The sequence below is a fragment of the Lapidilactobacillus salsurivasis genome (genome assembly GCF_054785215.1).
Genome location: NZ_BAAABI010000005.1, coordinates 169,915 through 193,109 on the forward strand (window position 1 = coordinate 169,915; position 23,195 = coordinate 193,109).

Consider the following 23,195-nt stretch of genomic DNA (forward strand, 5'->3'; position numbering starts at 1 on the left):
CTCCCCTAACTAGTCCATCAGTGGTCGATCAGGTGTAATGCTGATCAGTTTGATTTGTTTAGCGTGACCCGTTTGTTCGTCAATCTCCAAATAACAGCCATTCAACTGGCCTGGTCCGCTGGTCGGTGTTTCGAAACGCGTTGGCAAATTCGTGCGAAAACGCTCGATCACGCGGTCACGACGCATCCCTAAGATTTCATTGTAAGGCCCCGTCATACCAGCGTCGGTCAAATAAGCGGTCCCCTCCGGCAAAATCCGCGCGTCATTGGTCTGAACATGAGTATGCGTCCCCAAGACAGCGGACAGGCGCCCATCCGTGTACCAGCCCATCGCCAATTTCTCACTGGTCGTTTCCGCGTGAAAGTCTAAGAGAATCACCTGACATTTTGCTTGCAGTTCTGCCAAAATCGTGTCAATCTTGGCAAAAGGATCATCAATATTGTCGAGGAAGACCCGCCCCTGCAAATTGATCACGCCCACGGTCGTTTGATTGACCTTGATCGTCGTAAAGCCACGTCCGGGCGTGGTCTGCGCCGGATAATTGGCCGGTCGGATCAATTTGGGCTCACTGTCGATAAAATCAAAGATCTCATCCTTATCGAACGTGTGGTTACCCATGGTCACCACGTCGGCGCCTGCCTGTAAGATCAGTTTGTAAAGCGCGCGGGTGATTCCCTTACCACGCGCGATATTTTCCCCGTTGACAACGGTCAACTGGGGCCGGTACTTGCTCTTCAATTTCGGTAAATAAGTTGTCAGCATTTGTTGGCCGATTTCGCCCATGACATCGCCGATAAATATGACTCGCATCGCTTTTGCCTCTTTCTATAATACGTTCAATTTTACCATAAAACGCCCGCTTAAAACAGGGGACGCCGTGACCAGATGATGAAGCGTCCTCGTCGTCAGCGAATTGCACGCCCCCACTCAAAACTTTACCAACGGACAAAGTGGCCAGGTTTCCCGCAACGAAGAGCCGACTATTGACAGCATCACGCCGCGACCAACAAAGTGGGGCAGTCAGTCGCCTGTCACACGAATAAAAAAACCAGCGGACGCAGCCGCTGATCGAATAAGTGCAATCACAATAAGATTCAAAATGAGGTTCGATTCAAAAAAATAAAGGCTAGCAAGGACGACACGGAGGAAAAATTATTTTTCGCCACGCCACCCGACAATGTCGGCCGACGTAAATGGCGCGTCAATGGGTTCCCCGTAGATTCGTTCATAGGCAGCCACTTTTTGACGGTGGTCTTCGGCCATCATCGCCTGACTATTTTCGTCAATGGATTTGGCGGGATCGGGGTAAATTGGCGGTAACACATGAACCACATAGCGGACCTGGTTGAATTCATCATTATCTGGTTTGCCCAAATCCTGCATTTCAACGAAGAGCGAAATAATCGGCACCTGAAAGCGCGCCGCATAGTAATAGCTCCCGCGCTTCAACGGCCGCGGGCGCCGATAATTGAACCACATTTCCTGCTCAGGATAAATCAGGACCAGGTTATTTTGTTCAAAGATCCGCTGCAACAAGCCAGGAAACGTGCGGCCCATATAGTGCAAACTTTGGCCAATCGGTAGAATATCGGCATAATTCATTAAGAAGCCGATCAGGCCAGTCATCCGCAAATTGGTCGGTTGGCTGACTACGAATAAGCGAGCGTGACTACCGCGATAGACCGCCTTGCGCACCGCGGTGTTGTCCAAAGGATTGAAATGATTGCTAGTGATGATGCCCCCACCGCTGATTTGTTTGAGATTAGCGAGACCAACGACTTCTGTCTGCCGATTCAACCAATTTGTCGCCAAACGCATGAAGGCACGGCCTAGATGGTTTTTCCAATGATATTTACTTGTGGGTAAGGCGGCGAGATAATCCTGAAGCAGCTGATTCTCAGCGGCCGGACTTAGTTGGGGATCATCGACTTCGACCTTATCGTTGAACCGACCTTCCGCCACGGCTTGCTCGATATTATTGATCACCGCCTGTTTGTTTCCGCCAATAATCATAATCGAATCGCGCCTCCCTCTGCGGCAACTTTCGTGAAGGTCACAGGGGTGGCGGGAATACTGCTGATCCGTTCAACTAAGAGTGACTTCTTGGCTTGATCGTGCTTGATCTTCTGGGCGGCATAGTTCGCCTTGAACGCCGCGATTTCCTCGTAGTAGGGACTCATTTTCGCGTATTTCCAAAACTCATCCTCAAACGGAATTTCGTCATAACACCAAGGTTTACCGAACAAATTGAAGTGAATAATCGCCGGCAACGCTAATTTGATTTCCGCCAAAATATATTCAGTCTGGGCATTCCACTTTGGTGAGAGATACAGGGTTTTGCCAGCGCAGATGGCATTGAGGTAGTCTTGGTCAGGCGCGATCAATTCGAAATGATATTGATTGAGTAACGCGAGAAACTTGGCGCTAAAATGCTGCGCCCGCAAAGCGGCCAGGTCCATCAACAGCACGCCGGAATTGACATAATGATCGGGATCAACGCCGATGGCTTGCTCCGCGTAACGCCGCGGCTCAGGATGATTACAAATAAAGGCATCTGGAATCGCGCCGATCACATTTGTGCCCAGATCCGTCTCAAACAACGGCGTCAGATCCTGAGTCACGATCGTATCGGCGTCTAAATAAATGGCCCGCTGATATTGCGGAAAGAGATCCGCGATGAACAAGCGGTAGTAGATCGTAAGGGTGAAATAATCCGCCCGTAATGTGTTTTTGTCGCCGTCAAAGCGATCATACAGATCGGCGGCCAACCCAACGAATTCAATCGTACAACTGGCCGGCACCAAGGCCCGCAATTTCTCTTGATTTTCAAGAGACAGTGTCTGGTACAAAACCGTAATTTGATAACTCGTGTCCGCGCCGCGATTACTCAGCAGCGACTGCAGGGTCACCGATAAGTACGGCGCGTATTTATCATCGATCCCGAAGAAGATCGGAATCATTTTCTGTGGTTGAGTCATTGACTTCCTCCTGAAACGCTTGATTGAGGTGCTGATATTGCTGATAAAGCTTGTCATAATCATGAAGCTCCAATTCACGATGGACCCGCTCAATCTCCCATGGCTTGATGGTTACGACTTGAAACCAAGGAAAGAAGCGAAAACTAGTCGTGAAATGTTGGAAAACAGTTTCAGGTTGAAGCTGATGTTGTTCATTAAATTTATCCGGCGCGATCCGCTTACGCGCGCTTAATTGGTTCAACGCCGACTGATCTGGCATGAACATCCAGGTCGTCTGACAACGTTGACGACAACGGGCAAACAAGCCGTCCTGCCGAATCAAGGCCAGGTTCAGCAGCAGCACCCCGGAGTTCAAATAATCAAATTGCCGCCAATTCTGATGGAAAAACCACTTACCATAATGGTCTAAGACCCCGACAAGTTCCACATCAGTTAAATCTTGCTCATAAAAATCCGTGAAACTGTGCCGACAGAGCACATCAGTATCCAAATACAAGACCCGATCTGGAATTGCCGGCAGCTGATCAGCGTAAAGGCGCAACATACAATTGGGTGTGAAATTTGTCTCCAGATTTGCCGTTGGCGGCTGAGCGGCCATTAGTTTAGTAATGTCAAATTTGACCACATTATTCGCAGGATTGCGTTGTTTGACTAATTGATCCAAAAAGGCGATGGCTTGATCACTCACCGGATAAAATGTCTGCTTCGTATTGCTGATCGTCGCGGTCAGCACATAGATCTGCAAACGATGACGTTTGGTGTGATCAAGTAAGGATAAGATCGACAGCAATAAACCGCGCGTCATTTTCTCATCGCCGCAGTATAAAATGTTCATTTAGCCTCACTCCCCTCTGGATTATTTGGTAAATAGCGATAATATTCGATGTTACTGGCATGACTCCGTTGTTCCATCTGCGCGGCCACCGCGTCGCGCAAGGCCGCCTGGCGCTCCTTACGCGAGCCCATTGTTGGGACAGCCAATGGCCCATCCACGAATACGGTCTGCCGCGGCTTTTTGCCCGCACCCCGACTTTGATAAGTTGTCGTTAACGTAAAAACCGGCGCCGGCGTAGCGATGGGATAATGGAATGCCGCTAACGGCAAGGGCCGAATTCCTGTGTAATAGGGCCAAACATGCCCTTCCGGATAAATCAATAAACATTTCTTAGCCGGGATGCTGGCTTGGACCGCCTGCTCGAACTGGCGAAATTGATGGCGATCCGTGGGAATCGGCAGCGCCCCACCAGCGGGCAAAAGTTTACCCACCACGGGGATGCCAAGATTCGCGGGACTGATGATTGCCGCAAACGGCCGTGTTTTCAGAAGTTGAAAGGGTGTGAAGGCATCGCCCATGGGTTGCGTATGATTGGCGTATAAATAAATCCCTTGGTGCCGATAAGGGCGCAAGACTTGCTGATTGGCAAAATGAACATGTGATCTCAATCGCGAATAGTAACACCCGTAGAGCCAAAAGCCGGCGCGAACCAACCGCCCCGATAACGCCGCGCCGATCCCCTGACGCTGGAACTGAAAATCAGCTGGCAACTGGTAATCCTGTTGCTCGCTAAAAACGAAATCGTCAGTGAACTTATCATAAAAAAGTGTGAGCCGCGGAGCTGATTTTTGCCTAGCCATCATCATCACCAGTCACAACGCGGTAAACATTATCGGCAATCCGATCCAAGTCCCCGTCAAAATCATATTGGTGGTTGGGACTGATATTGGTCACCAGCAAGAAATAGCCCACTAACTGGGTCACCAATAATTGAACGAAATTCCGAAACGCGTCCGCACTCTGCAAAGCTGGTCCCGGCCGAAATTCCCGCCAAACCTTCCGAATCACCCGATCTTGCTGGCCCGAAACAGCCTTCAAGACTGACTGTTTCAGTGCTTCATGCGTAATAAACTCAGACAGTAAGATCAACACCACTTCTTTGCTATCATACAAAAAATAAAAGCGCTCATGGGTAATTTCCCGCAGTGTTGTGCGCAAATGCCCTTTCACGAAGCTAATGTGTTGGATATTATTGAAGAAATCTGCGACATAAGTTGGAATCAAATTGTCCACGATGGGATCAATGATCTGATGAAGTAGATCCCGTTTACTGTGAAAATACTTAAACAGTACCGCTTGACTGACACCAGCCTTGCGGGCGATCGCCATGGTGCTGGTGCGCTCGTACCCCTGCTCTGAGAACAAGACAATCGCCGCGGAAAGCACTTTGCGCTGACTGGCCGGCATTTTGTTCGCGTCATACCAACGTTCCAGATCCGTTTCTATTTGTCCTTGCACGCTTGACCCTCCTTTCCGATTGATTACATTACTTGATTTCGCTTAATTTAGGAACACCAAACAAAGTAAGTAATCACTCACTCACCGAGTTTAGCGCAATTTTTCTGAAAATTCAATAGTCGCGACCACCATTTTCTCTGTGTTTTCTTTGGAGACTTATCCATATTTGCAATTAATACCGGTGATTCGCCGCCGACTGCATTCGCAACTTCTTCTGCAGAGTCTCATCACTAAAAATGTCCGCATCTCTTTGCCCACCAGCGTGGCCTGTTGCGGACCACAAAAAACCGTGACTGTAAGAGTTTATCCAACTCTTACAGTCACGGTTATCAATTTCGATAGATACGAACCGATTTTGTTGCCCATGCCTCCGATGCTCCTGCCTAACGGGGTCATCAGGCCTAATCAGGCGCTAGCCCAATTCAATCGCCTTCGCTTTACGCGTCGTCAAACAAAAAAAGAACGTTGATTTCTCAACGTTCTTCATCAGGCACCTGCACTGTCTTGCACAGATAAAAGCTACAATATACCGGTGATCGGGGTCGAACCGATACGTCCTCGCGGACACTGGATTTTGAGTCCAGCGCGTCTGCCTATTCCGCCACACCGGCATGGTGTTCATATTGTGGCAGTTGCCCAAAGGCGGTAACCGGATTTGAACCGGTGATGAAGGTTTTGCAGACCTCTGCCTTACCACTTGGCTATACCGCCACAACATTTAAATATATTACACGTTGACTCTTGAGAAGTCAATAACCAATTTTGAAAAATTGGAATTGGGTTAGCTGGATTCGAACCAGCGCATAACGGAGTCAAAGTCCGTTGCCTTACCGCTTGGCTATAACCCAATAAAAGGGCGGTATGTGGGGATCGAACCCACGTGTGCCGGTGCCACAAACCGGTGTGTTAACCACTTCACCAATACCGCCATAATAAGGTAAACAGGGATAGTAGGAATTGAACCCACACTGACGGTTTTGGAGACCGTAGTTCTACCTTTAAACTATATCCCTAAAAATGGAGGAGAGTGGATTCGAACCACCGAACCCGAAGGAGCGGATTTACAGTCCGCCGCGTTTAGCCACTTCGCTACTCCTCCATAAATGGCGCGGGACGGAATCGAACCGCCGACACATGGAGCTTCAATCCATTGCTCTACCAACTGAGCTACCGAGCCAACTTACGGTCCCAACCGGATTTGAACCGGTGATCTCCTGCGTGACAGGCAGGCGTGATAACCCCTACACCATGGGACCATATTGCGGGAGCAAGATTTGAACTTGCGACCTTCGGGTTATGAGCCCGACGAGCTACCAGACTGCTCCATCCCGCGATAATATTAAATTTGGAAAAAGGAGGATGTGGGATTCGAACCCACGCGCGGTATGACCCGCCTGACGGTTTTCAAGACCGTTCCCTTCAGCCGGACTTGGGTAATCCTCCATGCTGAAAATAACAAATATTTTGTTAATGACCCCTACGGGATTTGAACCCATGTTACCGCCGTGAAAGGGCGGTGTCTTAACCACTTGACCAAGGGGCCATACGCTGGTCAAATCTGATTCAGGTACGTCATCCGTCCTAAAACTAAAAGCCGAACGTTACGCCGTAGCACCAGACGACTTAAACTATGATAAAGGAAAATCGAGCGTTTGTCAACGCCAAAACCATTTTTTCTAAAAGTGTTTTCAAATCCCGGCCTAATTGGATTTAGGTCCACTTTGGCGTGAACCTACTTGCAAAAAAATTCAGTTGACAATAACTTTTTTCTCACTTCAGGGGGGCAGCCCAACCTTCCTCCTGTCCAGAACGCCAGGACAACAAATAGCGCCACGGTTAGCCGGCGATCTAATCAGTGGGGTTGAAGCCACCAGGATTTTGCCGGTCCCGTCACGCTATTTAGTCATTAACTTGTTGTGGACCCACTGCTCCAAATTCAATGTTGCGCGTTTATATTGATACTCACTGATTGATATCCGTTTAATGTTACGCGTTTATCGTGACGAACGCATGGTTGCGCGTTACTCGTCAATTGTTTTTTGTTGGAGAATTTGCAGCCGGGCCCAGACCAAGTCAAGTTCATCGGCGCGAAATTCAACATTGTCTAAGAAATAGATTCGTGGTTCACCATCCGGATAAACCAAGCGATGTTGCAAGCCGGGCAAACAGATGATCGCATCGTAACCGTGGGCCAGTAATGCGGCAATATCCCCGTCGGTTTGATCCAACTCAAACTGCCAAGGCGCTTGTGCTTGACGCGCCTGCCGGTCTAACAGCGCCTGATAATGCGCCACGTTGCTATCTCGCTGAATCAATGCTTGACCGATTTTACCGCGTAATAACGGATCGCTATTGTAAACCAAGACTGCCTGATACATAAAACCAACCTCCGATCGTCGCGCTAATCAAGCGCTAACCATCTTGAGGATAACACCATTGCACCAAAAGGCAATCCATCCTTAGTCGGAGTCCCCCACTTACGAAATGGGCGTGCCAGGGTTGGCTAAGCTGCGCGTTCAGGTCAGACTTAGCTTCAAATCAGAATCGTGCTAGAAATCGACTTGGATCGCAATCAAGCCCTGGTCTTCTTCTTTCAAATGTTGATCCCAAGTCGCCATATCAGGCACCGCCGAAGCCATGGTTAGGCTATAGGCAAATTCATAAAAGCCGGAGAGATCGACCTTGAAGTTGGTTTCCCAGAAATTATTCATCACCCATGAATATAAGTCGGCTTGGTTTTTAGCACGGGACTGTTCATCACAAAGATGGATCGGATGATGAGCCAAGTCACCAAGTGTCACCAACGGCGCATCTTTCAGAGAAATTGCCAACCCAGTTCCCGCTTGATCGCGATAGAGGATCCCCGTATCCAGCAGGTAAAACTCGGTATTGGTGCCTGGTAGCTGATCGATTCCTGGTCGCATCAAGCTGCCGGACTTCTTGAAGTAACGCTCACCGGCCAATTTAAGCGGCAAGGCAAAGTAAAGGTTCTCAGGATCCCAGACACTGTCTTTTTGAATCCGCAGCATACAAGTGATTTTGGCAAGGTCTTGATAGATCCGTAAGACGTAACTGAAAATTTGCGTGCCGGCTAATTGGCAATCAATGGCAACCTCGGTGAAAACAGGACCCCGTTCCAAGATTCGAATATCCGTGATCTGGCTGTTCCAGCGTTGCGCTTCTTTACCTTTGCGGTTACGTCCCATCCGGCGTCGTTCCATACACGGATCGGTTTGAATCGTGGTCTTCTCGTAAATGCCTTGGAAAAGTGGATGGGCAGCCTGATGATCGATGATATCTTCACCAGTTGGGCGATAAATGATCTGGGCCAAGCCCACGTCATTGTTCAATTTAACGGTAAAATATTTTGTTTCGACCGTCGAATCGTCGATCAAGCCAGGATAAACAATGTCTTTGACGTTTTCGGCACCTTTCAGCGCTGGGCGATAACGCGGCGGCAGATTGGGCGTCTCCCGCAAACGCAAGCCGATCTGTTTGACCTGTTTCGGCGCGAGGGTCACCACTAGCTCAATTTCGTAAGCCCGGGCCGTGATCATGACCTGACAAGGAAGCACTTCATTGGTTTCCCGATCATAGGCTTCCACGTAAGGCATCAAGTTGGGCATGATCCGCCGCTTGCCGAAATGTTCCCACGCCTCCATCAAGAGGGTCACGTTTTGGGTGACAGTACGGTCATAGGGATTGATCACCCGATAAAATTGCGGACGATTGGCTTTCGGCATCGCGTAATCATCATGCTTCATCAGATAGGCAATCAGCGCCCGATCAATTTCCGTACTGGCGTTGGCCGCATAGGAGAATTTCCGATATTCTAACTCATTGACCAGCGTGTTCCAAGGTTCCGAGGCCGAGGAGCTATACCCCCAGGTGTGCTCCGCAAAGAGCATCAAATCGTCCCGGGCAGCTTGGGCCAGTGGACCCTTGACCGTCTTCTCATCGGTCAAATCTTGCAGCAGGCGATAATTCCGGACGGCCCCTTTATAAATCTTGGTAGCCGCTGGTGTCGAGCCAACACCTTCTGCCCACCAGTCGTTCCAGTCCCCACGATAAGTTGGAATCTGACTGAGATCAGTCTGCCGTAAGACTTCAAAGAATTGGTTCAGTCCGATCATCTCAACCGTGATCTCATCGCCGTATTCCGCGTTCCATTCCGCGATGGATTCAACAATATCACGATCTGGGCCAGCATTATCTGACATGAATCCAGAAATCATCATGGGCACGAAATCATATGGATAATCAGATTGGGCCAACTCCTCGAAATACCCAAAAATCCGTTTCTTCGCCACTTCCAATTGAGGCGTGCTGAGATCCCCAGCATACTCATCTTCAATCTGATAACTCATCTGCGCGTTGGGCATCAAATAGGTTTCATTCCCGATTTGATAATGTTCCCCATTCCAGACCAGCACTTTCTCCCTGGTAGGCGCTTCCCACCAAAACGGGATCTGGCTCTTGAACAAGGGGTACATGCCGTGATGAGCGTGGATACAGGTAAAGAGATTGTCAATGCCGTTCTTGGCCAAGGCATGGGCGTATCCCCACGAGAATCCGTTGATGTCAGCGGTCATCGCTGAATCGATCGGCCGGGAGAAGCGCTGACTATACTGATGGGCCGCTGCTAAGCAATCACTGAGGATATCGGGGTCGACCAATTCGTTCAAATTCAAATAATTGCTACTAAAATCAATGTAACCAGCCTCAACGTAACGCTCAAACAGTTCGATCTGTTCTGGCGTGGCGTTTTCGCGGAAATTCTTCACTTGCCAATAATTCTCGCAAGTCCACACGAAATCGCAATGCCCCTTTTCCGCCAACTCGGCACTCACAATGTCGATGGCCTGAATAATATAGTCCACATGGCACTGCATGATTAATTCTTGAACAGCAGTATAACCAATGTCCGTATGGGAATGATTGATCAGATATAACTTTTTCATGAAAATCCTCCATTTTCACTCGATGCTGATTTTGTGGTCATTGTTGACCTAGTTGCCAAATAGTTTAAGCCTTGGATCGTCCGCAGCGACGTATCAAGACTGGCCCTGATTTCAGGACTGATTCCTTGCCGTGCCAATGTTTGTCTGAAACTCGATTCAAAGTAGCGGAACCCACGACTGACCTGGCCGCCAAAAACAACTTCATCGACGGCCAACTCGACTAAGTAGGGACCCAACCCTAACCCTAATCGCTGACCAAACTCCGCTAAAACGGCCAAACTGGCCGGATCTCCTAACGCGGCGGCTGCGGTTACTTGCGGCAATTCAGCCGTGATCCCCTGGCGCTGGCAAAGCTGGACCAGCCCTCGTCCGGACAGTTGTTCGTCAATCGTACTCTCACCAAAAGGTTCTCCGAAAATCATGCCTGATTTTGGCAAGCGTCCGCAAGCTTGAAGTTGTTGCCCCGCTTTTAGAAAGGCAGAACCCAAACCCGTTCCAATCGTGAAGTAACCACCACAACGCTCATGATCGTGCAGGGCCGCCTCACCAAAGGCGAAGCTCAACGCATCATTGGCGAAAAACAGCGACCAATCTGGCAACAAATTCAGTTCCGTTGCACTCAGACTTTTTTTGAAAGTTGTCGCCAGATCATAACCAGCAAGCTGCTCGAATTTATGCAGTCCGTGCATCTGGCTGATTCCCCGTTGATAATCAAAGGGCCCTGGAAACGCCCAACCCACCGCACAAATCAGCACCGGTTCAGGTAATTTCGCAACCAAGTTCAGACACTGCTGAACCATTTCTGCAACAAACTGCGGACCTGAACAATCGGCCGCGGTCGGCGTGTAAATCAATTCAGGCAAGAGATTGTCACCCGTGCCAGTGAAGACGCCACTTTTAGTGATGGTGCCCCCGACGTCAAACATCAATTTCACTTTTTCCATCTGGTCAATTGTGCCTCCTCACCTGATCTGCGCTGATAGCAGCGTGACTTCCTGACCCTGACTTGGTCCACTGGGGAAGACACGGAAAGCGCCGACGCTAGCAGGAATAATCACCGTTTCTCCATAGTGGAGCTGCAACCACGCCTCGCTGGCCGACATTGCTGTAGCCGGTGCCAGACTAATTTCCTCACCAGCAACCAGACAGGCCATCACGACATCGCCATTGGTCGTCAACGTGATGGGCCGATCGAAACAATCGCGAATGGTTCTGATGGCTTCACTAGGCGCTAACCCCGTCTCTTCTTGCCGATGACCCGGGGTTTGCCGTAAAGGCTTGATTTGATTGACCAAATGCTGCGTCACTTCGTTCGTGTCACGGCTAAAATCCAAATTGGCCATACCTCTTTGAATATTGATCGGCCGCGGACGACCATCCAGATCAAGCCGATGCCAATCCCATAACTTAAAGGAAAACCGATTTGGGGTCGCGCTGATTTCTAAAACCACTGTTTCCGCGCCGCTGCAATGAATCGTCCCGGCTGGGATCAGGAAATGATCATGGGCTTTGACTGGCAAAAAATTAACAAATTTCTCAGCAGCAAATTCCTGGGTTGTTTGCGCCGTCGTCAAGGCCGCCGCCAGCTCGGCAGGATCAACGCCAGTTTGCACGCCTAGAATCACTTGTGCTTGCGGTGCGGCCGCCATAATGTAATAACTTTCGTCTTGCGTGTAAGGCAGTTTAAATTGTTGATAGGCGTACGCAGCGGTAGGATGGACCTGCAAACTCAGATTACCACCGCCCACCGTATCCAAATAATCGAAGCGGATCGGAAAACTCTCTCCGTAACGACCATATGTTTTCTCACCCAAAAGCGCTCGCGGTTCCAACATCACGAGGTCTTGCGCTGGCACTTCCAACACGGTCGTTCCCACTTGGAGCAACAAACTATTCTCTTCGGGCACCCCGTCAAACCCCCACCCCAAGTTTGGCGCGTCCGGTTCGACCCCGAAATTCTCTTGAAGCCAATGGCCACCCCAAACACTCGGTGCGAAATAAGGTTTCAAGCGAAAAGGTCGCTGGGCCAGTTCGGCCATCATCGCCAAGTAATCAGGCGCCGCCACCATCCGAAATTGCTGCGGATCATTCAAATCTAACAAATAATCAAATTGGCGAAACGCTTTTGCTTTCAACGCATCCCCTAGCGGCCAGTCGAAGAAGTAGCCCCGCTTGATCTTGCGATTCCACGAATCATGGGTATTATCACTGTGCCAGTTGGCCTGGCCTGCACGGTAGCGCCCCTGAAGTTGCCAGCGGGTGAGACTGACATAGACCACCAGATCCGCCGCGATCAAACTGGCGGCGCCGACACCATAGACCACCGTTCGGCCTGTACTGGCGGCCACGTCAGCTTGAAGTTGCCGCAATTTTTGTGGTTCGATCAGTTCCGCCAAATCATAATCATGAAACTGACCGAACAGTTCATCGTCCGTTAGCGTCGGCTGCAGCTTAGCCGTCAAAGCCGCTGGGTCCAAGAAAACCTCATCGGTAGCGAGCACGCGTTCAGCAGGCAACTGCGTCAACAATTGACCCAACTGACGCTGATCGACGCCCGGGTAACAATCAAAGGCAATCACCGCAGCGGTTTTTTTGCTAAGCTCCGCGACTATTTGAGCAAGGTTGCCATAAACTGGCAGCTCTTTTTTCACTTTAAAAATTGGGGTCGCATCATACAATGACAATTCCTCCTTAGCTTGCTACTGACCTTAGTATAGGGGCAGTTGTATCCGTTAACAATAGCGGATTTTGTACATTTCAATGGCTTATCCGGCTTGCATCTAGCCCTATTGTTATATACAATAAAAAGCGATGAAGTTGAATCAAGCATCAACAATTAGGTGGCGATCAACACCGACAGCTGGCTTAAATTTGGATCAGCTTTTTGCATCGATCATCACTTTGCTCACTAAATCGACTGCGGCTGGAGGCCAATCAATGACTGATAAACAACTTCCCTTATACCTGCAAATATCTCAAGACTTGCGTCAACAAATTCAAACGGGAACCTGGCGACCCGGGCAACGGATCCCCACTGAATTTGCCCTGTGCGATCACTACCACGTCAGTCGCATCACGGTTCGTAAGGCCATTGATGAATTAGTCAAGGATAATCTGATCGTCCGTCAGCGCGCTAAAGGCAGCTTTGTGAGTACTTTTGATGAGCGGATCGCCACCCACTACACCTCCTACAAGAGCTTCACCAACGAAATGAAGGAAGTCGGGATCGATATCGAAACGCTCCAAGTCAATGTGCGCTTGGGTTTTGCCGACTACAAATTGAGCAACTACTTACAGGTCGGAGTCGGCGACCAAATCATCATGATCGAACGGGTGCGCGGCGCTCAGGGGAAGGCCTTTGCATACTTCAAGACTTATCTTAAATTCAACCCCTTGCTATCCTTAGAGGCCAGCACTTACCAACACTCCTTCTACGATTATCTCGCCACTTTGGGCATTCGGATCAAGCATGTTCGCGAGATCGTTGAAGCCATCGAACCCAGCAAGAAAGTCGCGCAGATCCTGATGATCCCACAAAAAAAGCCCGTGCTTAAACGGGCGCGGATCGTCAACAATCCGCTGGTTGATTATTACGAATATAGTGAATGCTTTTATATCGGATCACAATACAAATATGCGATCGATTTCACCCAACAACGTTAAAAGAGCCGTAAGATCGCCAGAATCAGCGGTGGGATCAAAAGCGCTGGCAACAAATTCATGGTTTTGAATTGTTTGATTTTGAGAATACTCAGCCCCGAGGCGAAAATCAACAAGCCCCCGACAATCATGATCTCTGTCAACAAGGTCTGATCGATCGCACTACGCAACAACAGCGCCAACAGATAAATACTGCCCTGCCAGACAAAGACCACCGCGGCCACGCTGGCGATGCCAATGCCATAGGTTGCCGCCAGGACCATGGAGGTGATCCCGTCCAGCATCCCATTTGTCAACAGGAGCGTATAATCCTGCTTCAACGCCGCTTCGATTGGACCGACAATGGCCAAAGACCCCATGCAGAACAAGAGAATCGCCGTCGATAAGCCGGTGGCCAGATCGCTTTTGCTATACCGGCGCACCGTGCGATCGAAACGGTTCTCAATATCTAACCATTGCCCAAAAACACCGCCCACCGCCAAACTAACAATGAATAAAACCGGATATTTACTCCGCGGAAGTTGTTGGACAACCGCATTGATTCCCAACCCCACCGCGGCCAGTCCCAGCGCCTGCATAAGAATTTCGTGAAATTCTGGCCGTAGCCCCTTCTTGAAAAAAGTCCCGACAAAACTGCCCACCAGAATCATGCCTACATTAAAGAGCGTTCCCCACATTATTAAATTCCTCCATTTGGCACGACAAGCCTGCGCCACTTAGTTTGATGATCTCGATCCCAAATAACCCCGTGATCCCACCAACGATCGAACGCGCTAACGGCGTCAGAACGTTGGTAAGTCCTAAGGGCGCACCTGGGTTAGTTTGGCTAGCTATGTTAGCACGGTTAGCTTTGGAGCTCAACTGCCGGCTAGTGCTCATCAGCCGCTCCGGAGGCCGTCGGGTTCGTTTCCGCCGCGGCCTCTGTCTGTAAGGTAACCGCCGCTTGATGAATCTGGCGCACACTATTGATCACCAAAGGAAAACCAATGTAAGGCAACAATTGAATCACGGACCACACCAGCTCCGCTTCACTGTTGCCGGCCTTCAAGCTTCCGCGAGCGTGGGCCCGAACTTGAAAGTCAACATTCAACGTAATCAAAGCCAACAATTCAAATTTCTCCCGTTCCGCCACGGTAAGAAAGCCCCGACAATAAAAATCATTAAAAAAGTGTTGGGTCAACGCGTTGCTGATATAATCCCCGGCACCTTCCGGCAATTCAGCCAAAAGGGTTTTGATTTCATTACCGTACAGCTCGCTTTGGACCTGAGCGCCATAATCATCTGGCTGCACCGCTGCCCCTGCCTTAACCGTGACCTGGTTCGCCCGAAAAACTTGATGGATCACATTCAGCGTTGCCAAGACCTTAGGCAGTCCCACCACCGGCACTAGTTGATAAATCAACTCAACGATTTTCTCTGGTGAGATCTGCGCCTGCCGCGCCAACCAAGTTTGCGCAGCCACTAAATCGGTTTGCCCCTGCACGGTGAACGCCACCAAGGGAATGAGAACCCGATCCGCCGTTAAGTGCGCCGCGCCACTTTTGACCTGGTCATCTAGCCATGGGGTTACCAATTGTGCCAAATCACGATCAATCACAGAAATTTGTTGAACTAATTCATTTTGCATTCGCTTGTGCTCCCTTTCATCGTTCGACCCATCCCAGCAATCGCCAGGACTGTTTCCCTTATGAATAACGAATATTCGCCAATGCACTGATTTCTGCGGCGAATAAATCGATTGGCTCGTTGACCCAAGTCCCCAACACCAGAACCGTCAACCCACGCTAACAAAAAAGCCTGATTATTGATCGACAATCAAGCTTTTATGATACTTAATGAACAAATTTTACCAAATGACGCTAGGCAGCTGTAATCGTCAACGACTCAATGACCACATCTTCGTTAGGCCGATCCTGGCCATTGCGTGCCACTCGAGAAATTTCTTGAACAACTGGCATCCCCGCGGTTACTTGACCGAAAACAGTGTGACGATGATCCAGCCAAGGTGTTCCACCTTGTTTGTATGCGGCAATGATTTCTTCAGGATAGTCAGCATCCTGCATACTTTGTAACATCCGCTTCGGCATATTCGCGTTAGAGACAATAAAGAATTGACTGCCATTGGTGTTGGGACCAGCATTAGCCATGGACAAGGCGCCGGTCAAATTGAAAAGTTCATTAGAGAACTCGTCCTCAAATTCGCCGCCGTAAATGCTTTCACCGCCAGCGCCGGTACCAGTGGGATCACCGCCTTGAATCATGAAATCGGGAATGACCCGATGGAAAATAATACCGTCATAATATTTCTTTTGGGCCAATTCAATGAAATTTTTGACGGTCTTGGGCGCCAGTTCATCAAATAATTGAATTTCGATTGTGCCATGGTTAGTAACCAGGGTTGCCTTGCTTCCAGTCGCGTGGGCCAGATCTAATTGTGGGTACGTCATAATTGCCTCCAATAATTTGCTTGATAATCATAGTTTAATACAATTTGCGGTCAGAAGCGACCCTCAGTTAACTTTTTGACCGCGGCTTACAGTGCTTAGCGTTGGTGGTGCAGACAAAAGTAGGTTGAACGCAGCTTGCGCTGCGAAATTCGGGGTGAGCTCGCTGTGGGCGCTGTTTTGAGCCAATCCGCAAAGTGCGCGGCTTGTCTCAAAATCAGGCCTTGTCCTAAGCGGTAAACCGCCAAGGACAATTTCACGGCGATCTCACCCCGAATTTCTCCGCTCCAGCCGCTCAACGTTTTAACAGCCGTTTGAGCACTCACGCCGTCTGGCAAGCTATCGTCAATTGATGGGGAACCACGCAAATGACGGCCATGGTTAGTGGTCACCAGCTTTAAATTGGTGACACCAGTGCAGTCTGCTTGATGAACTGACGCAAGTTTTTGATGACTATGCTGAATCGGTCGTTTTCCAACCAAGGATTGTTACGGAAACAAGTAAAGATGTTCAGTCCGCGCAAAATATCTCGACCTCCTAATCCGAATCGGTTGGCATTGCCGTACCACCAAAAAACGGGCAATTGTTTGACCTCTTACTTGCCAAAGCACTTCGTCAGATACCCAACTCCGATTGCAGATCGGCTCGATTCTGCCCAGCAACCGGCTGGGACTGCGCGGCTCAGTGGTGAAATTGTCCTTGGCGGCTTTGACGCTTAGGACAAGGCTCGATTTGAAGACAATTCCCGCTTTTGGAATTGGCTTCAAACGACGCCCACCACGTTCCAGTCCGCATCAGCAGTCCCAGCCGGTTGCGCTTACGCGCAACACCCACTACACCTGCAATTAAGCGAAAAGGCATGAATAGAAGCCGGTTGCGCTCACCTCACCAGCAATCAAGCAAACCGATCACTCAGAAAATCAAAAACATCTTGCCGACTCAAGCTGCCCAAAACTTGGCCAGTTTGATCATTGACCTGGAGCATCTCATAGCGGGTCAATAATTCGAACAGTGTTTGTGCCGGAACGGTCGGTGTGACCACGGGCAGGTCAGTCTGGAATAGATCAACACTATATTTTCCCGCGGCGATCAAATCCGCCACCTGAAAATCATGCGGATCGCTACCAGTCTCGCCTTCAAAGAAGCTTCCAACAAAGGCGGTGGCAGGATGCTCCACGATTTCTTGCGGTGTTCCTACCTGTAATAATTCGCCTTGATGGATAACGCCGACCCGATCCGCCAATTTCAAGGCCTCCCTCATGTCGTGGGTCACGAAAACAATCGTTGTTTGTAACTCCTGGTGAAGACGCAGAACAAGATCCTGCAACGAGGTTCGGGAAATCGGATCCAACGCGCTGAAGGGTTCATCCATGAGAATAACTTCAGGTTCAGCAATCAAGGCCCGCAAAATCCCGATCCGTTGTTGCTCGCCGCCTGATAATTCGCGAGGATAGCGATCTTGATACTGGTCCGGATCCAAATCGACCATTTTTAGCAAACGAACGACTTCTTGATCTTGACGGGTGCGTTTCCAACCTAACATTTCTGGAATCACGCTGATATTCTGGCGGACCGTCATGGTTGGAAACAAGGCGATCTGTTGTAACACATACCCGATTTGCCAGCGTAGTTTACGGAGATCATAACTCGCCATTGGCCGCCCCGCAAAATCGATTGTTCCGGTGGTTGGTTGGATCAGGCCGTTGATCATTTTCAAAGAGGTGGTCTTGCCACTACCTGAAGGACCCACCAAGACGAAAATTTCACCTTTTTGGATTTTGAGATTCAGTCCTGCCAAAATCGTCGGTTGATCGGGATAAGCCTTACTGACGTTCTTAAATTCTATGATTGTGCTCATCCTACTGATCCCCCTTTAGCAGGCCGTGTTTGACCAAATAGTTCTGGGCGACGCTGGCCGCCGATTTCCTCTTCACGTTGACTTGATAATTCATTGCGGTCATTTCCGCGGCGGAAATTTTCCCAGCCAACTGATTCAACGCGGTGACGATTTGTGGGTGCTTCTGGGCGAAAGCTTGACTCATTAGCGGTGCCCCCCGATAATCGGGGAAGAGCTGGCGATCATCCTGCAAAACGACTAAACCATAGCGCGCCAACTCGCTATCTGTGGAATAAGCGTCGATCAAATTGATTTTATTTTGATTGATGGCCTCATAACGCAAAGAAGGTTCCATCCCTTGAACGCTAGGAAAAGTCAACCCGTACTTAGCTTTGACGCCCTTGTACCCATCGGCGCGATCAATAAACTCCAGCGTGAAACCCGCCTTGATTTGTGGCAAAACTTGCTGCAAATCGGAAATCGTCTGCAACCCATGCTTCGTCGCAAAAGTTTGCTTGACGGCTAAGGCATAAGTATTCTGATAAGCCATTGGCGCTAATAAGCGCAGTTGCGCCTGCTTGGCCAGCAATTTGTTGGCCTCCTGATAAGTCTCGTTAGCGGTCAATTTGCTTTTATCGACCGTTTGGGGAACCTTGACCAAACTATCCAGAACCGTACCCGTAAACTCAGGATAAATATCAATTTGCCCACTTTTCAAGGCGTTGAACAAGAAGCTGGTTTTACCAAAATTCGATTTCAACACCACGTGGGCTTGGGGATCGGCTGCCTCGATCAATTGCGCATACATATTGATCAGAATATCCGGCTCCGCGCCTAATTTACCTGCGATCGTGATGGTTTCTTGATTAGCTGCCTGCTTTTGATAAACGCTGTAGCCGCCGATACTACAAATCAACGCCACTAAAACAAGACCGGTAACGCGCGGCTTAGCCTTCTGTAACAGATTGATCAGCGCGCTGAAAATAATCGCCAACAAGGCCGAGGCCAGCGCCCCGATCAAGGTCAAGGCAGTATTATTGCGATCGATTCCTAGAAGAATCAAATTCCCCAGGCCACCACCGCCAACCAGGGCCGCCAAAGTCGCGGTGCCGATGATCAGGACCAAGGCGCTACGGATCCCGGAAATAATAATGGGCAAAGCGATGGGGATCTCCACTTTGATCAGGCGCCGTATTCGCGACATCCCGAAGGCAACCGCAGCCTCTTCAATGGCTGGATCGATCTCAGCCAAACCCACATATGTATTTTGGAAAATCGGCAACAGCGCGTAAACCACCAAGGCAATCAAAGCTGGTACTGAACCGATGCCCACGATGGGAATCAGCAAACCCAATAACGCCAGTGAAGGAATTGTTTGCAAGACCCCGGTCACTTGTAACAGGACCTCGCCAACTTTTTTGTGATGGACAACCAAGATTGCCAGCGGAATCGCGATCGCCATGGCCAATAGCAAGGCGCTTAACGAGATCGTAATATGTTGCAAAGTATCATTGAGGAGCTCACCCTTACGCTCAACCAAGGTATTAACGAAATTATTCATAAATAAACTCCCTCTATTAACTTTCCCGCGTGCCCAACAAGGCGCCTGAACACACATTCACCGAGTGGACAACTTGCCACGACTGGGACATATTTATATCTTGTCATAAGCGATTTCTTGACTCAACAAAAAGGCTTGTAGGCCAATGCTCAAAGTTCGCCACACTGCCCCACTGCCCCCAGTGGACAGGTTAAAAAATCATGCGCTTCTGGTTCGCTTCATTTCGTGGTAAACTAAGGCAACCGCTTGATTTTTTAAGTTGGGCCACAAAGCAAAACAAATCAAGCGCCTGAGCTGACTTGCAAAAGAGCACAGCACAATCAGGCACCGACAAGCCCCGACGAGAAAGAAGGAATCTAAATGGCAAATGCGAATATGGTTGATTACGTTCGAGCTTATGGTCAGAAAACGTTGAACGAACAGTGGTTCAATGATCTAGATGGGGTGATCCTCGCCCAACTGGCCTATTTAGATTTTGGCCTCCTAAAAAAGGCCCAGTTAAATAATCTGTCTCAATTACGGGAACACCCGGAACTGATCCCGGCCCTCGTCAAAAACACCTGGAACCCGGCGGGAAATCAAGAACTCTTGGCTCAATTGATCAATAGCCGCCGCTTCGGCCAGCTCAGTTGGCACGATTGGGTGGCCAAGATCGATGTCGCTAAGGAACAGAAATTCAGCGCGGTCACGTTTGACCTGAATCCTCAGCTCCATTATATTGCTTACCGCGGGACAACAGCAACCTTGATTGATTGGAAGGAAGATCTGAATATGACTTTTTTGGCGGCGATTCCTTCCCAACGTAGCGCGTTGCATTACACGAAACGCATCATGAAACATCATCCCGGTAATTATTTCCTAGGTGGTCATTCAAAAGGCGGTAATCTGGCGGTTTACGTGCTAACCCAACTGGCGCCAGTGGAACAGATCCGGGTAGAAAGTGTCTACAGCGCAGATGGCCCAGGTGTCAAAACCAAGATTCCCACGCGCCTAGCCACGAAAATTCGCAAGTTCATTCCCCAAGCCTCAATTATCGGCCTTCTTCTGGAGCCCGGCACGGATTATCAAGTTATCACCAGCACGGGCAGCGGCTTTCGCCAACATGATCCTTATACCTGGACAGTCCAGGGGGATCATTTCGCGGTGCTGACTTCGACCGGACGTTTCTCCCAATATACCCAGCGGACAATGAGTCATTGGTTGGCCGCCTTGGACGATGCCACCAAGCAAGAATTTCTAGACTCCGCTTACGCGATCATCAAGAACAGTGACTATCGCCAAATCGACGCCTTGCAAAACGATTGGACCGGCGCGCTCCGTCTGGTTCGTAAAGAAGTGGGCCAATCCGATCCCGAAGTCCAAGCCAAATGGAAATTCGTGACCGACAAATTAGTTGATGCGCTAGTCACCGCAGCGTTAACGGACAACGTGAAGCAGCTTCAGGCCAAGGGTGAGGCCAATCCCGTGATCCAAACCGCCAGCACGGCCTTGAAAGACAACTGGTCAGAGTTACGTGAACGTACCGAAAACAGTGCCTTCCACGATCAAGCCAGTGCAAAACTCCAACAGTTACGCCTAAAAGGACGCCAGATCGAATTAAAACGGCCAGAGAAACTAACCTCGGCCAATACCACCATTCGCAGCACCCTCGATCGCCTGTTAAAACGGCGTCACGAACTGGATCAAGGCCAACTTGGTGGTCCTGATAGCAAGCCCAAATCCTGACCCAAAATTCTTGACCCCAATAAGCTCAGACAACGATGATTACCGCCTACCCACACCCTCTCAGGTAGTGGCCCAGCGCGACGCAGACGCCTGTTCGCCAGGGGATAATTTCATAATCCACACAAAAAAAGACCCTGTTTTCACAGGATCTTTTTTTCCGAACCAAGTGTGTTAAAACGGAGAAGGAGGGATTTGAACCCTCGCGCCGCTTTCGCAACCTACACCCTTAGCAGGGGCGCCTCTTCAGCCACTTGAGTACTTCCCCAATGGGCCTAAATGGACTCGAACCATCGACCTCACGCTTATCAGGCGTGCGCTCTAACCAGCTGAGCTATAGGCCCATTGATGATGGTTCAAAGCGGGTGACGAGAATCGGACTCGCGACAACAGCTTGGAAGGCTGTGGTTTTACCACTAAACTACACCCGCAACGCTAAAATTTGAATGATCATGGCGCGGGACGGAATCGAACCGCCGACACATGGAGCTTCAATCCATTGCTCTACCAACTGAGCTACCGAGCCAACTTACGGTCCCAACCGGATTTGAACCGGTGATCTCCTGCGTGACAGGCAGGCGTGATAACCCCTACACCATGGGACCATATTGCGGGAGCAAGATTTGAACTTGCGACCTTCGGGTTATGAGCCCGACGAGCTACCAGACTGCTCCATCCCGCGATAACATTAAATTACAAGGCTATTCCATCGAAACCGATGGACCTTGTAGGACTCGAACCTACGACCGGACGGTTATGAGCCGTCTGCTCTAACCAACTGAGCTAAAGGTCCAAGTATATAGCGGCGAAGGGGATCGAACCCCCGACCTCCCGGGTATGAACCGGACGCTCTAGCCAGCTGAGCTACACCGCCATGAAAAAAATGATTGAAATTACAATCAATCGGGAAGACAGGATTCGAACCTGCGACCCCCTGGTCCCAAACCAGGTGCTCTACCAAGCTGAGCTACTTCCCGAACTATGCACCCAGTAGGAGTCGAACCTACAACCTTCTGATTCGTAGTCAGACACTCTATCCAGTTGCGCTATGGGTGCATTTCATTATAATGCCGAGAATCGGAATCGAACCGATACGGAGATCACTCTCCGCAGGATTTTAAGTCCTGTGCGTCTGCCAGTTCCGCCACCCCGGCGTCTTATAATGAAAGCGGAAGACGGGATTCGAACCCGCGACCCCCACCATGGCAAGGTGATGTTCTACCACTGAACTACTTCCGCATTATGCCGACTAGACGATTTGAACGCCCGACCCTCTGATTACAAATCAGATGCTCTACCAACTGAGCTAAGTCGGCATCTTGGTTTTTCTCTTTTCTCGCGCCGTTGGCGCTCCGCTTAATACGGGTGAAGGGACTTGAACCCATACGTCCATTGGACACTAGAACCTAAATCTAGCGCGTCTGCCAATTCCGCCACACCCGCGTGGTTGGGGCCAACGATGAGTCGTGACAGGCTCGAACTGTCGACCCTCTGATTAAAAGTCAGATGCTCTACCAACTGAGCTAACGACTCAATGGAGGTTACAGGGCTCGAACCTGTGACCCTCTGCTTGTAAGGCAGACGCTCTCCCAGCTGAGCTAAACCTCCATTTAGCGTGGCAACGCCCTATCCTCGCAGGCAGTCTCCCACCAACTACTTTCGGCGCTAAAAAGCTTAACTTCTGTGTTCGGCAAGGGAACAGGTGTATCCTTCTTGCTATCGCCACCACACTCTTTACT

19 protein-coding genes, 27 tRNA genes and 1 rRNA gene are annotated in these 23,195 nt (G+C 49.8%); 2 read left to right on the plus strand and 45 right to left on the minus strand.

What is annotated here, in order from left to right; all coding sequences use genetic code 11:
* Window positions 1–9 precede the first annotated feature (9 nt).
* The 21 genes from ACYVSB_RS07940 to ACYVSB_RS08040 all read right to left on the minus strand — a co-directional run bounded on the left by ACYVSB_RS07940 (window position 10) and on the right by ACYVSB_RS08040 (window position 12,910).
* Complete coding sequence (locus ACYVSB_RS07940; RefSeq protein ID WP_461219046.1) at window positions 10–810, minus strand: TIGR00282 family metallophosphoesterase; 801 nt, start codon at window positions 808–810, stop codon at window positions 10–12.
* Between the two features lie 342 nt (window positions 811–1,152).
* Window positions 1,153–2,013 carry a lysophospholipid acyltransferase family protein gene (locus ACYVSB_RS07945; RefSeq protein ID WP_461219047.1) on the minus strand — a complete coding sequence of 287 codons (861 nt, stop codon included), beginning with the start codon at window positions 2,011–2,013 and terminating at the stop codon, window positions 1,153–1,155.
* Entirely contained in the window at window positions 2,010–2,978 is a 969-nt protein-coding gene (locus ACYVSB_RS07950; RefSeq protein WP_461219048.1) for a glycosyltransferase family 8 protein, read from the minus strand. Before ACYVSB_RS07950 ends, ACYVSB_RS07945 begins: the two co-directional genes overlap by 4 nt.
* Window positions 2,932–3,813: a glycosyltransferase gene (locus ACYVSB_RS07955; RefSeq protein ID WP_461219049.1), complete on the minus strand. Its 882-nt coding sequence runs from the start codon at window positions 3,811–3,813 to the stop codon at window positions 2,932–2,934. Before ACYVSB_RS07955 ends, ACYVSB_RS07950 begins: the two co-directional genes overlap by 47 nt.
* Window positions 3,810–4,613, minus strand: coding sequence for a lysophospholipid acyltransferase family protein (locus ACYVSB_RS07960; RefSeq protein ID WP_461219050.1), 804 nt, complete (start codon window positions 4,611–4,613; stop codon window positions 3,810–3,812). Before ACYVSB_RS07960 ends, ACYVSB_RS07955 begins: the two co-directional genes overlap by 4 nt.
* The gene (locus ACYVSB_RS07965; protein ID WP_461219051.1) at window positions 4,606–5,271 is read right to left on the minus strand and encodes a TetR/AcrR family transcriptional regulator; all 666 of its coding nucleotides are present in this window, start codon (window positions 5,269–5,271) and stop codon (window positions 4,606–4,608) included. Before ACYVSB_RS07965 ends, ACYVSB_RS07960 begins: the two co-directional genes overlap by 8 nt.
* Window positions 5,272–5,798: 527 nt before the next feature.
* Window positions 5,799–5,882 (minus strand) — tRNA-Leu (locus tag ACYVSB_RS07970).
* Window positions 5,883–5,911: 29 nt separating this feature from the next.
* A tRNA-Cys gene (locus ACYVSB_RS07975) sits at window positions 5,912–5,982 on the minus strand.
* Window positions 5,983–6,047: 65 nt separating this feature from the next.
* A tRNA-Gln gene (locus ACYVSB_RS07980) sits at window positions 6,048–6,119 on the minus strand.
* A 7-nt stretch (window positions 6,120–6,126) separates the two neighbouring features.
* A tRNA-His gene (locus tag ACYVSB_RS07985) sits at window positions 6,127–6,199 on the minus strand.
* A gap of 14 nt (window positions 6,200–6,213) precedes the next feature.
* Window positions 6,214–6,284 (minus strand) — tRNA-Trp (locus tag ACYVSB_RS07990).
* A 5-nt stretch (window positions 6,285–6,289) separates the two neighbouring features.
* Window positions 6,290–6,370, minus strand: a tRNA-Tyr gene (locus ACYVSB_RS07995).
* Between the two features lie 5 nt (window positions 6,371–6,375).
* Window positions 6,376–6,448, minus strand: a tRNA-Phe gene (locus ACYVSB_RS08000).
* Between the two features lie 6 nt (window positions 6,449–6,454).
* Window positions 6,455–6,527 (minus strand) — tRNA-Asp (locus tag ACYVSB_RS08005).
* 3 nt (window positions 6,528–6,530) lie between these two features.
* Window positions 6,531–6,604: transfer RNA gene (locus ACYVSB_RS08010), tRNA-Met, on the minus strand.
* Between the two features lie 20 nt (window positions 6,605–6,624).
* Window positions 6,625–6,714: transfer RNA gene (locus ACYVSB_RS08015), tRNA-Ser, on the minus strand.
* A gap of 28 nt (window positions 6,715–6,742) precedes the next feature.
* Window positions 6,743–6,814 (minus strand) — tRNA-Glu (locus ACYVSB_RS08020).
* Between the two features lie 478 nt (window positions 6,815–7,292).
* On the minus strand, window positions 7,293–7,649 hold the full coding sequence (locus ACYVSB_RS08025; protein ID WP_461219052.1) for a hypothetical protein: 357 nt from the start codon (window positions 7,647–7,649) through the stop codon (window positions 7,293–7,295).
* Between the two features lie 171 nt (window positions 7,650–7,820).
* Window positions 7,821–10,232 (minus strand): glycoside hydrolase family 38 N-terminal domain-containing protein, encoded by a 2,412-nt coding sequence (locus tag ACYVSB_RS08030; protein WP_461219053.1) that lies wholly within the window; start codon window positions 10,230–10,232, stop codon window positions 7,821–7,823.
* Window positions 10,229–11,176 carry an ROK family protein gene (locus ACYVSB_RS08035; RefSeq protein ID WP_461219054.1) on the minus strand — a complete coding sequence of 316 codons (948 nt, stop codon included), beginning with the start codon at window positions 11,174–11,176 and terminating at the stop codon, window positions 10,229–10,231. The genes ACYVSB_RS08030 and ACYVSB_RS08035 overlap by 4 nt, the downstream gene beginning before the upstream one ends.
* Before the next feature lie 18 nt (window positions 11,177–11,194).
* Entirely contained in the window at window positions 11,195–12,910 is a 1,716-nt protein-coding gene (locus ACYVSB_RS08040) for a class I mannose-6-phosphate isomerase (protein WP_461219055.1), read from the minus strand.
* 259 nt (window positions 12,911–13,169) lie between these two features.
* On the opposite strand from ACYVSB_RS08040, the gene ACYVSB_RS08045 reads away from it, so the two are divergent.
* A complete protein-coding gene (locus ACYVSB_RS08045; RefSeq protein WP_125597889.1) occupies window positions 13,170–13,895 on the plus strand; it encodes a GntR family transcriptional regulator in 726 nt (241 codons plus the stop codon).
* On the opposite strand, the gene ACYVSB_RS08050 is transcribed toward ACYVSB_RS08045, so the two are convergent.
* The 7 genes from ACYVSB_RS08050 to ACYVSB_RS08080 all read right to left on the minus strand — a co-directional run bounded on the left by ACYVSB_RS08050 (window position 13,892) and on the right by ACYVSB_RS08080 (window position 19,734).
* Window positions 13,892–14,569, minus strand: coding sequence for a DUF554 domain-containing protein (locus ACYVSB_RS08050; RefSeq protein WP_125597886.1), 678 nt, complete (start codon window positions 14,567–14,569; stop codon window positions 13,892–13,894). The genes ACYVSB_RS08045 and ACYVSB_RS08050 overlap by 4 nt on opposite strands.
* Window positions 14,570–14,760: 191 nt before the next feature.
* The gene (locus ACYVSB_RS08055) at window positions 14,761–15,519 is read right to left on the minus strand and encodes a carboxymuconolactone decarboxylase family protein (RefSeq protein WP_461219056.1); all 759 of its coding nucleotides are present in this window, start codon (window positions 15,517–15,519) and stop codon (window positions 14,761–14,763) included.
* 232 nt (window positions 15,520–15,751) lie between these two features.
* The gene (locus tag ACYVSB_RS08060; RefSeq protein WP_461219057.1) at window positions 15,752–16,339 is read right to left on the minus strand and encodes a peptidylprolyl isomerase; all 588 of its coding nucleotides are present in this window, start codon (window positions 16,337–16,339) and stop codon (window positions 15,752–15,754) included.
* A 95-nt stretch (window positions 16,340–16,434) separates the two neighbouring features.
* Complete coding sequence (locus tag ACYVSB_RS08065) at window positions 16,435–16,818, minus strand: hypothetical protein (RefSeq protein ID WP_461219058.1); 384 nt, start codon at window positions 16,816–16,818, stop codon at window positions 16,435–16,437.
* Window positions 16,819–16,824: 6 nt separating this feature from the next.
* Window positions 16,825–17,103: a hypothetical protein gene (locus ACYVSB_RS08070; protein WP_461219059.1), complete on the minus strand. Its 279-nt coding sequence runs from the start codon at window positions 17,101–17,103 to the stop codon at window positions 16,825–16,827.
* Between the two features lie 128 nt (window positions 17,104–17,231).
* Entirely contained in the window at window positions 17,232–18,194 is a 963-nt protein-coding gene (locus ACYVSB_RS08075) for an ABC transporter ATP-binding protein (protein WP_461219060.1), read from the minus strand.
* 1 nt (window position 18,195) lies between these two features.
* Window positions 18,196–19,734: an ABC transporter permease/substrate-binding protein gene (locus tag ACYVSB_RS08080; RefSeq protein ID WP_461219061.1), complete on the minus strand. Its 1,539-nt coding sequence runs from the start codon at window positions 19,732–19,734 to the stop codon at window positions 18,196–18,198.
* 360 nt (window positions 19,735–20,094) lie between these two features.
* Here ACYVSB_RS08080 and ACYVSB_RS08085 point away from each other — a divergent pair, with 360 nt between their 5' ends.
* Window positions 20,095–21,459: an Mbeg1-like protein gene (locus ACYVSB_RS08085; protein WP_461219062.1), complete on the plus strand. Its 1,365-nt coding sequence runs from the start codon at window positions 20,095–20,097 to the stop codon at window positions 21,457–21,459.
* A gap of 177 nt (window positions 21,460–21,636) precedes the next feature.
* Here ACYVSB_RS08085 and ACYVSB_RS08090 read toward each other — a convergent pair.
* The 17 genes from ACYVSB_RS08090 to rrf all read right to left on the minus strand — a co-directional run bounded on the left by ACYVSB_RS08090 (window position 21,637) and on the right by rrf (window position 23,186).
* Window positions 21,637–21,724 (minus strand) — tRNA-Ser (locus tag ACYVSB_RS08090).
* 2 nt (window positions 21,725–21,726) lie between these two features.
* Window positions 21,727–21,800 (minus strand) — tRNA-Ile (locus ACYVSB_RS08095).
* A gap of 16 nt (window positions 21,801–21,816) precedes the next feature.
* Window positions 21,817–21,887: transfer RNA gene (locus ACYVSB_RS08100), tRNA-Gly, on the minus strand.
* Window positions 21,888–21,909: 22 nt separating this feature from the next.
* Window positions 21,910–21,982: transfer RNA gene (locus tag ACYVSB_RS08105), tRNA-Phe, on the minus strand.
* Window positions 21,983–21,988: 6 nt separating this feature from the next.
* Window positions 21,989–22,061: transfer RNA gene (locus tag ACYVSB_RS08110), tRNA-Asp, on the minus strand.
* A 3-nt stretch (window positions 22,062–22,064) separates the two neighbouring features.
* A tRNA-Met gene (locus ACYVSB_RS08115) sits at window positions 22,065–22,138 on the minus strand.
* Between the two features lie 37 nt (window positions 22,139–22,175).
* A tRNA-Ile gene (locus tag ACYVSB_RS08120) sits at window positions 22,176–22,249 on the minus strand.
* Between the two features lie 7 nt (window positions 22,250–22,256).
* A tRNA-Met gene (locus tag ACYVSB_RS08125) sits at window positions 22,257–22,330 on the minus strand.
* Window positions 22,331–22,359: 29 nt separating this feature from the next.
* A tRNA-Pro gene (locus ACYVSB_RS08130) sits at window positions 22,360–22,433 on the minus strand.
* A gap of 5 nt (window positions 22,434–22,438) precedes the next feature.
* Window positions 22,439–22,512: transfer RNA gene (locus ACYVSB_RS08135), tRNA-Arg, on the minus strand.
* 12 nt (window positions 22,513–22,524) lie between these two features.
* Window positions 22,525–22,610 (minus strand) — tRNA-Leu (locus ACYVSB_RS08140).
* Between the two features lie 13 nt (window positions 22,611–22,623).
* Window positions 22,624–22,695, minus strand: a tRNA-Gly gene (locus ACYVSB_RS08145).
* 4 nt (window positions 22,696–22,699) lie between these two features.
* Window positions 22,700–22,772 (minus strand) — tRNA-Thr (locus ACYVSB_RS08150).
* A gap of 44 nt (window positions 22,773–22,816) precedes the next feature.
* Window positions 22,817–22,899, minus strand: a tRNA-Leu gene (locus ACYVSB_RS08155).
* 17 nt (window positions 22,900–22,916) lie between these two features.
* Window positions 22,917–22,989 (minus strand) — tRNA-Lys (locus tag ACYVSB_RS08160).
* Window positions 22,990–22,991: 2 nt separating this feature from the next.
* A tRNA-Val gene (locus ACYVSB_RS08165) sits at window positions 22,992–23,064 on the minus strand.
* Between the two features lie 5 nt (window positions 23,065–23,069).
* Window positions 23,070–23,186, minus strand: a 5S ribosomal RNA gene (gene rrf, locus ACYVSB_RS08170).
* Window positions 23,187–23,195: the final 9 nt, after the last annotated feature.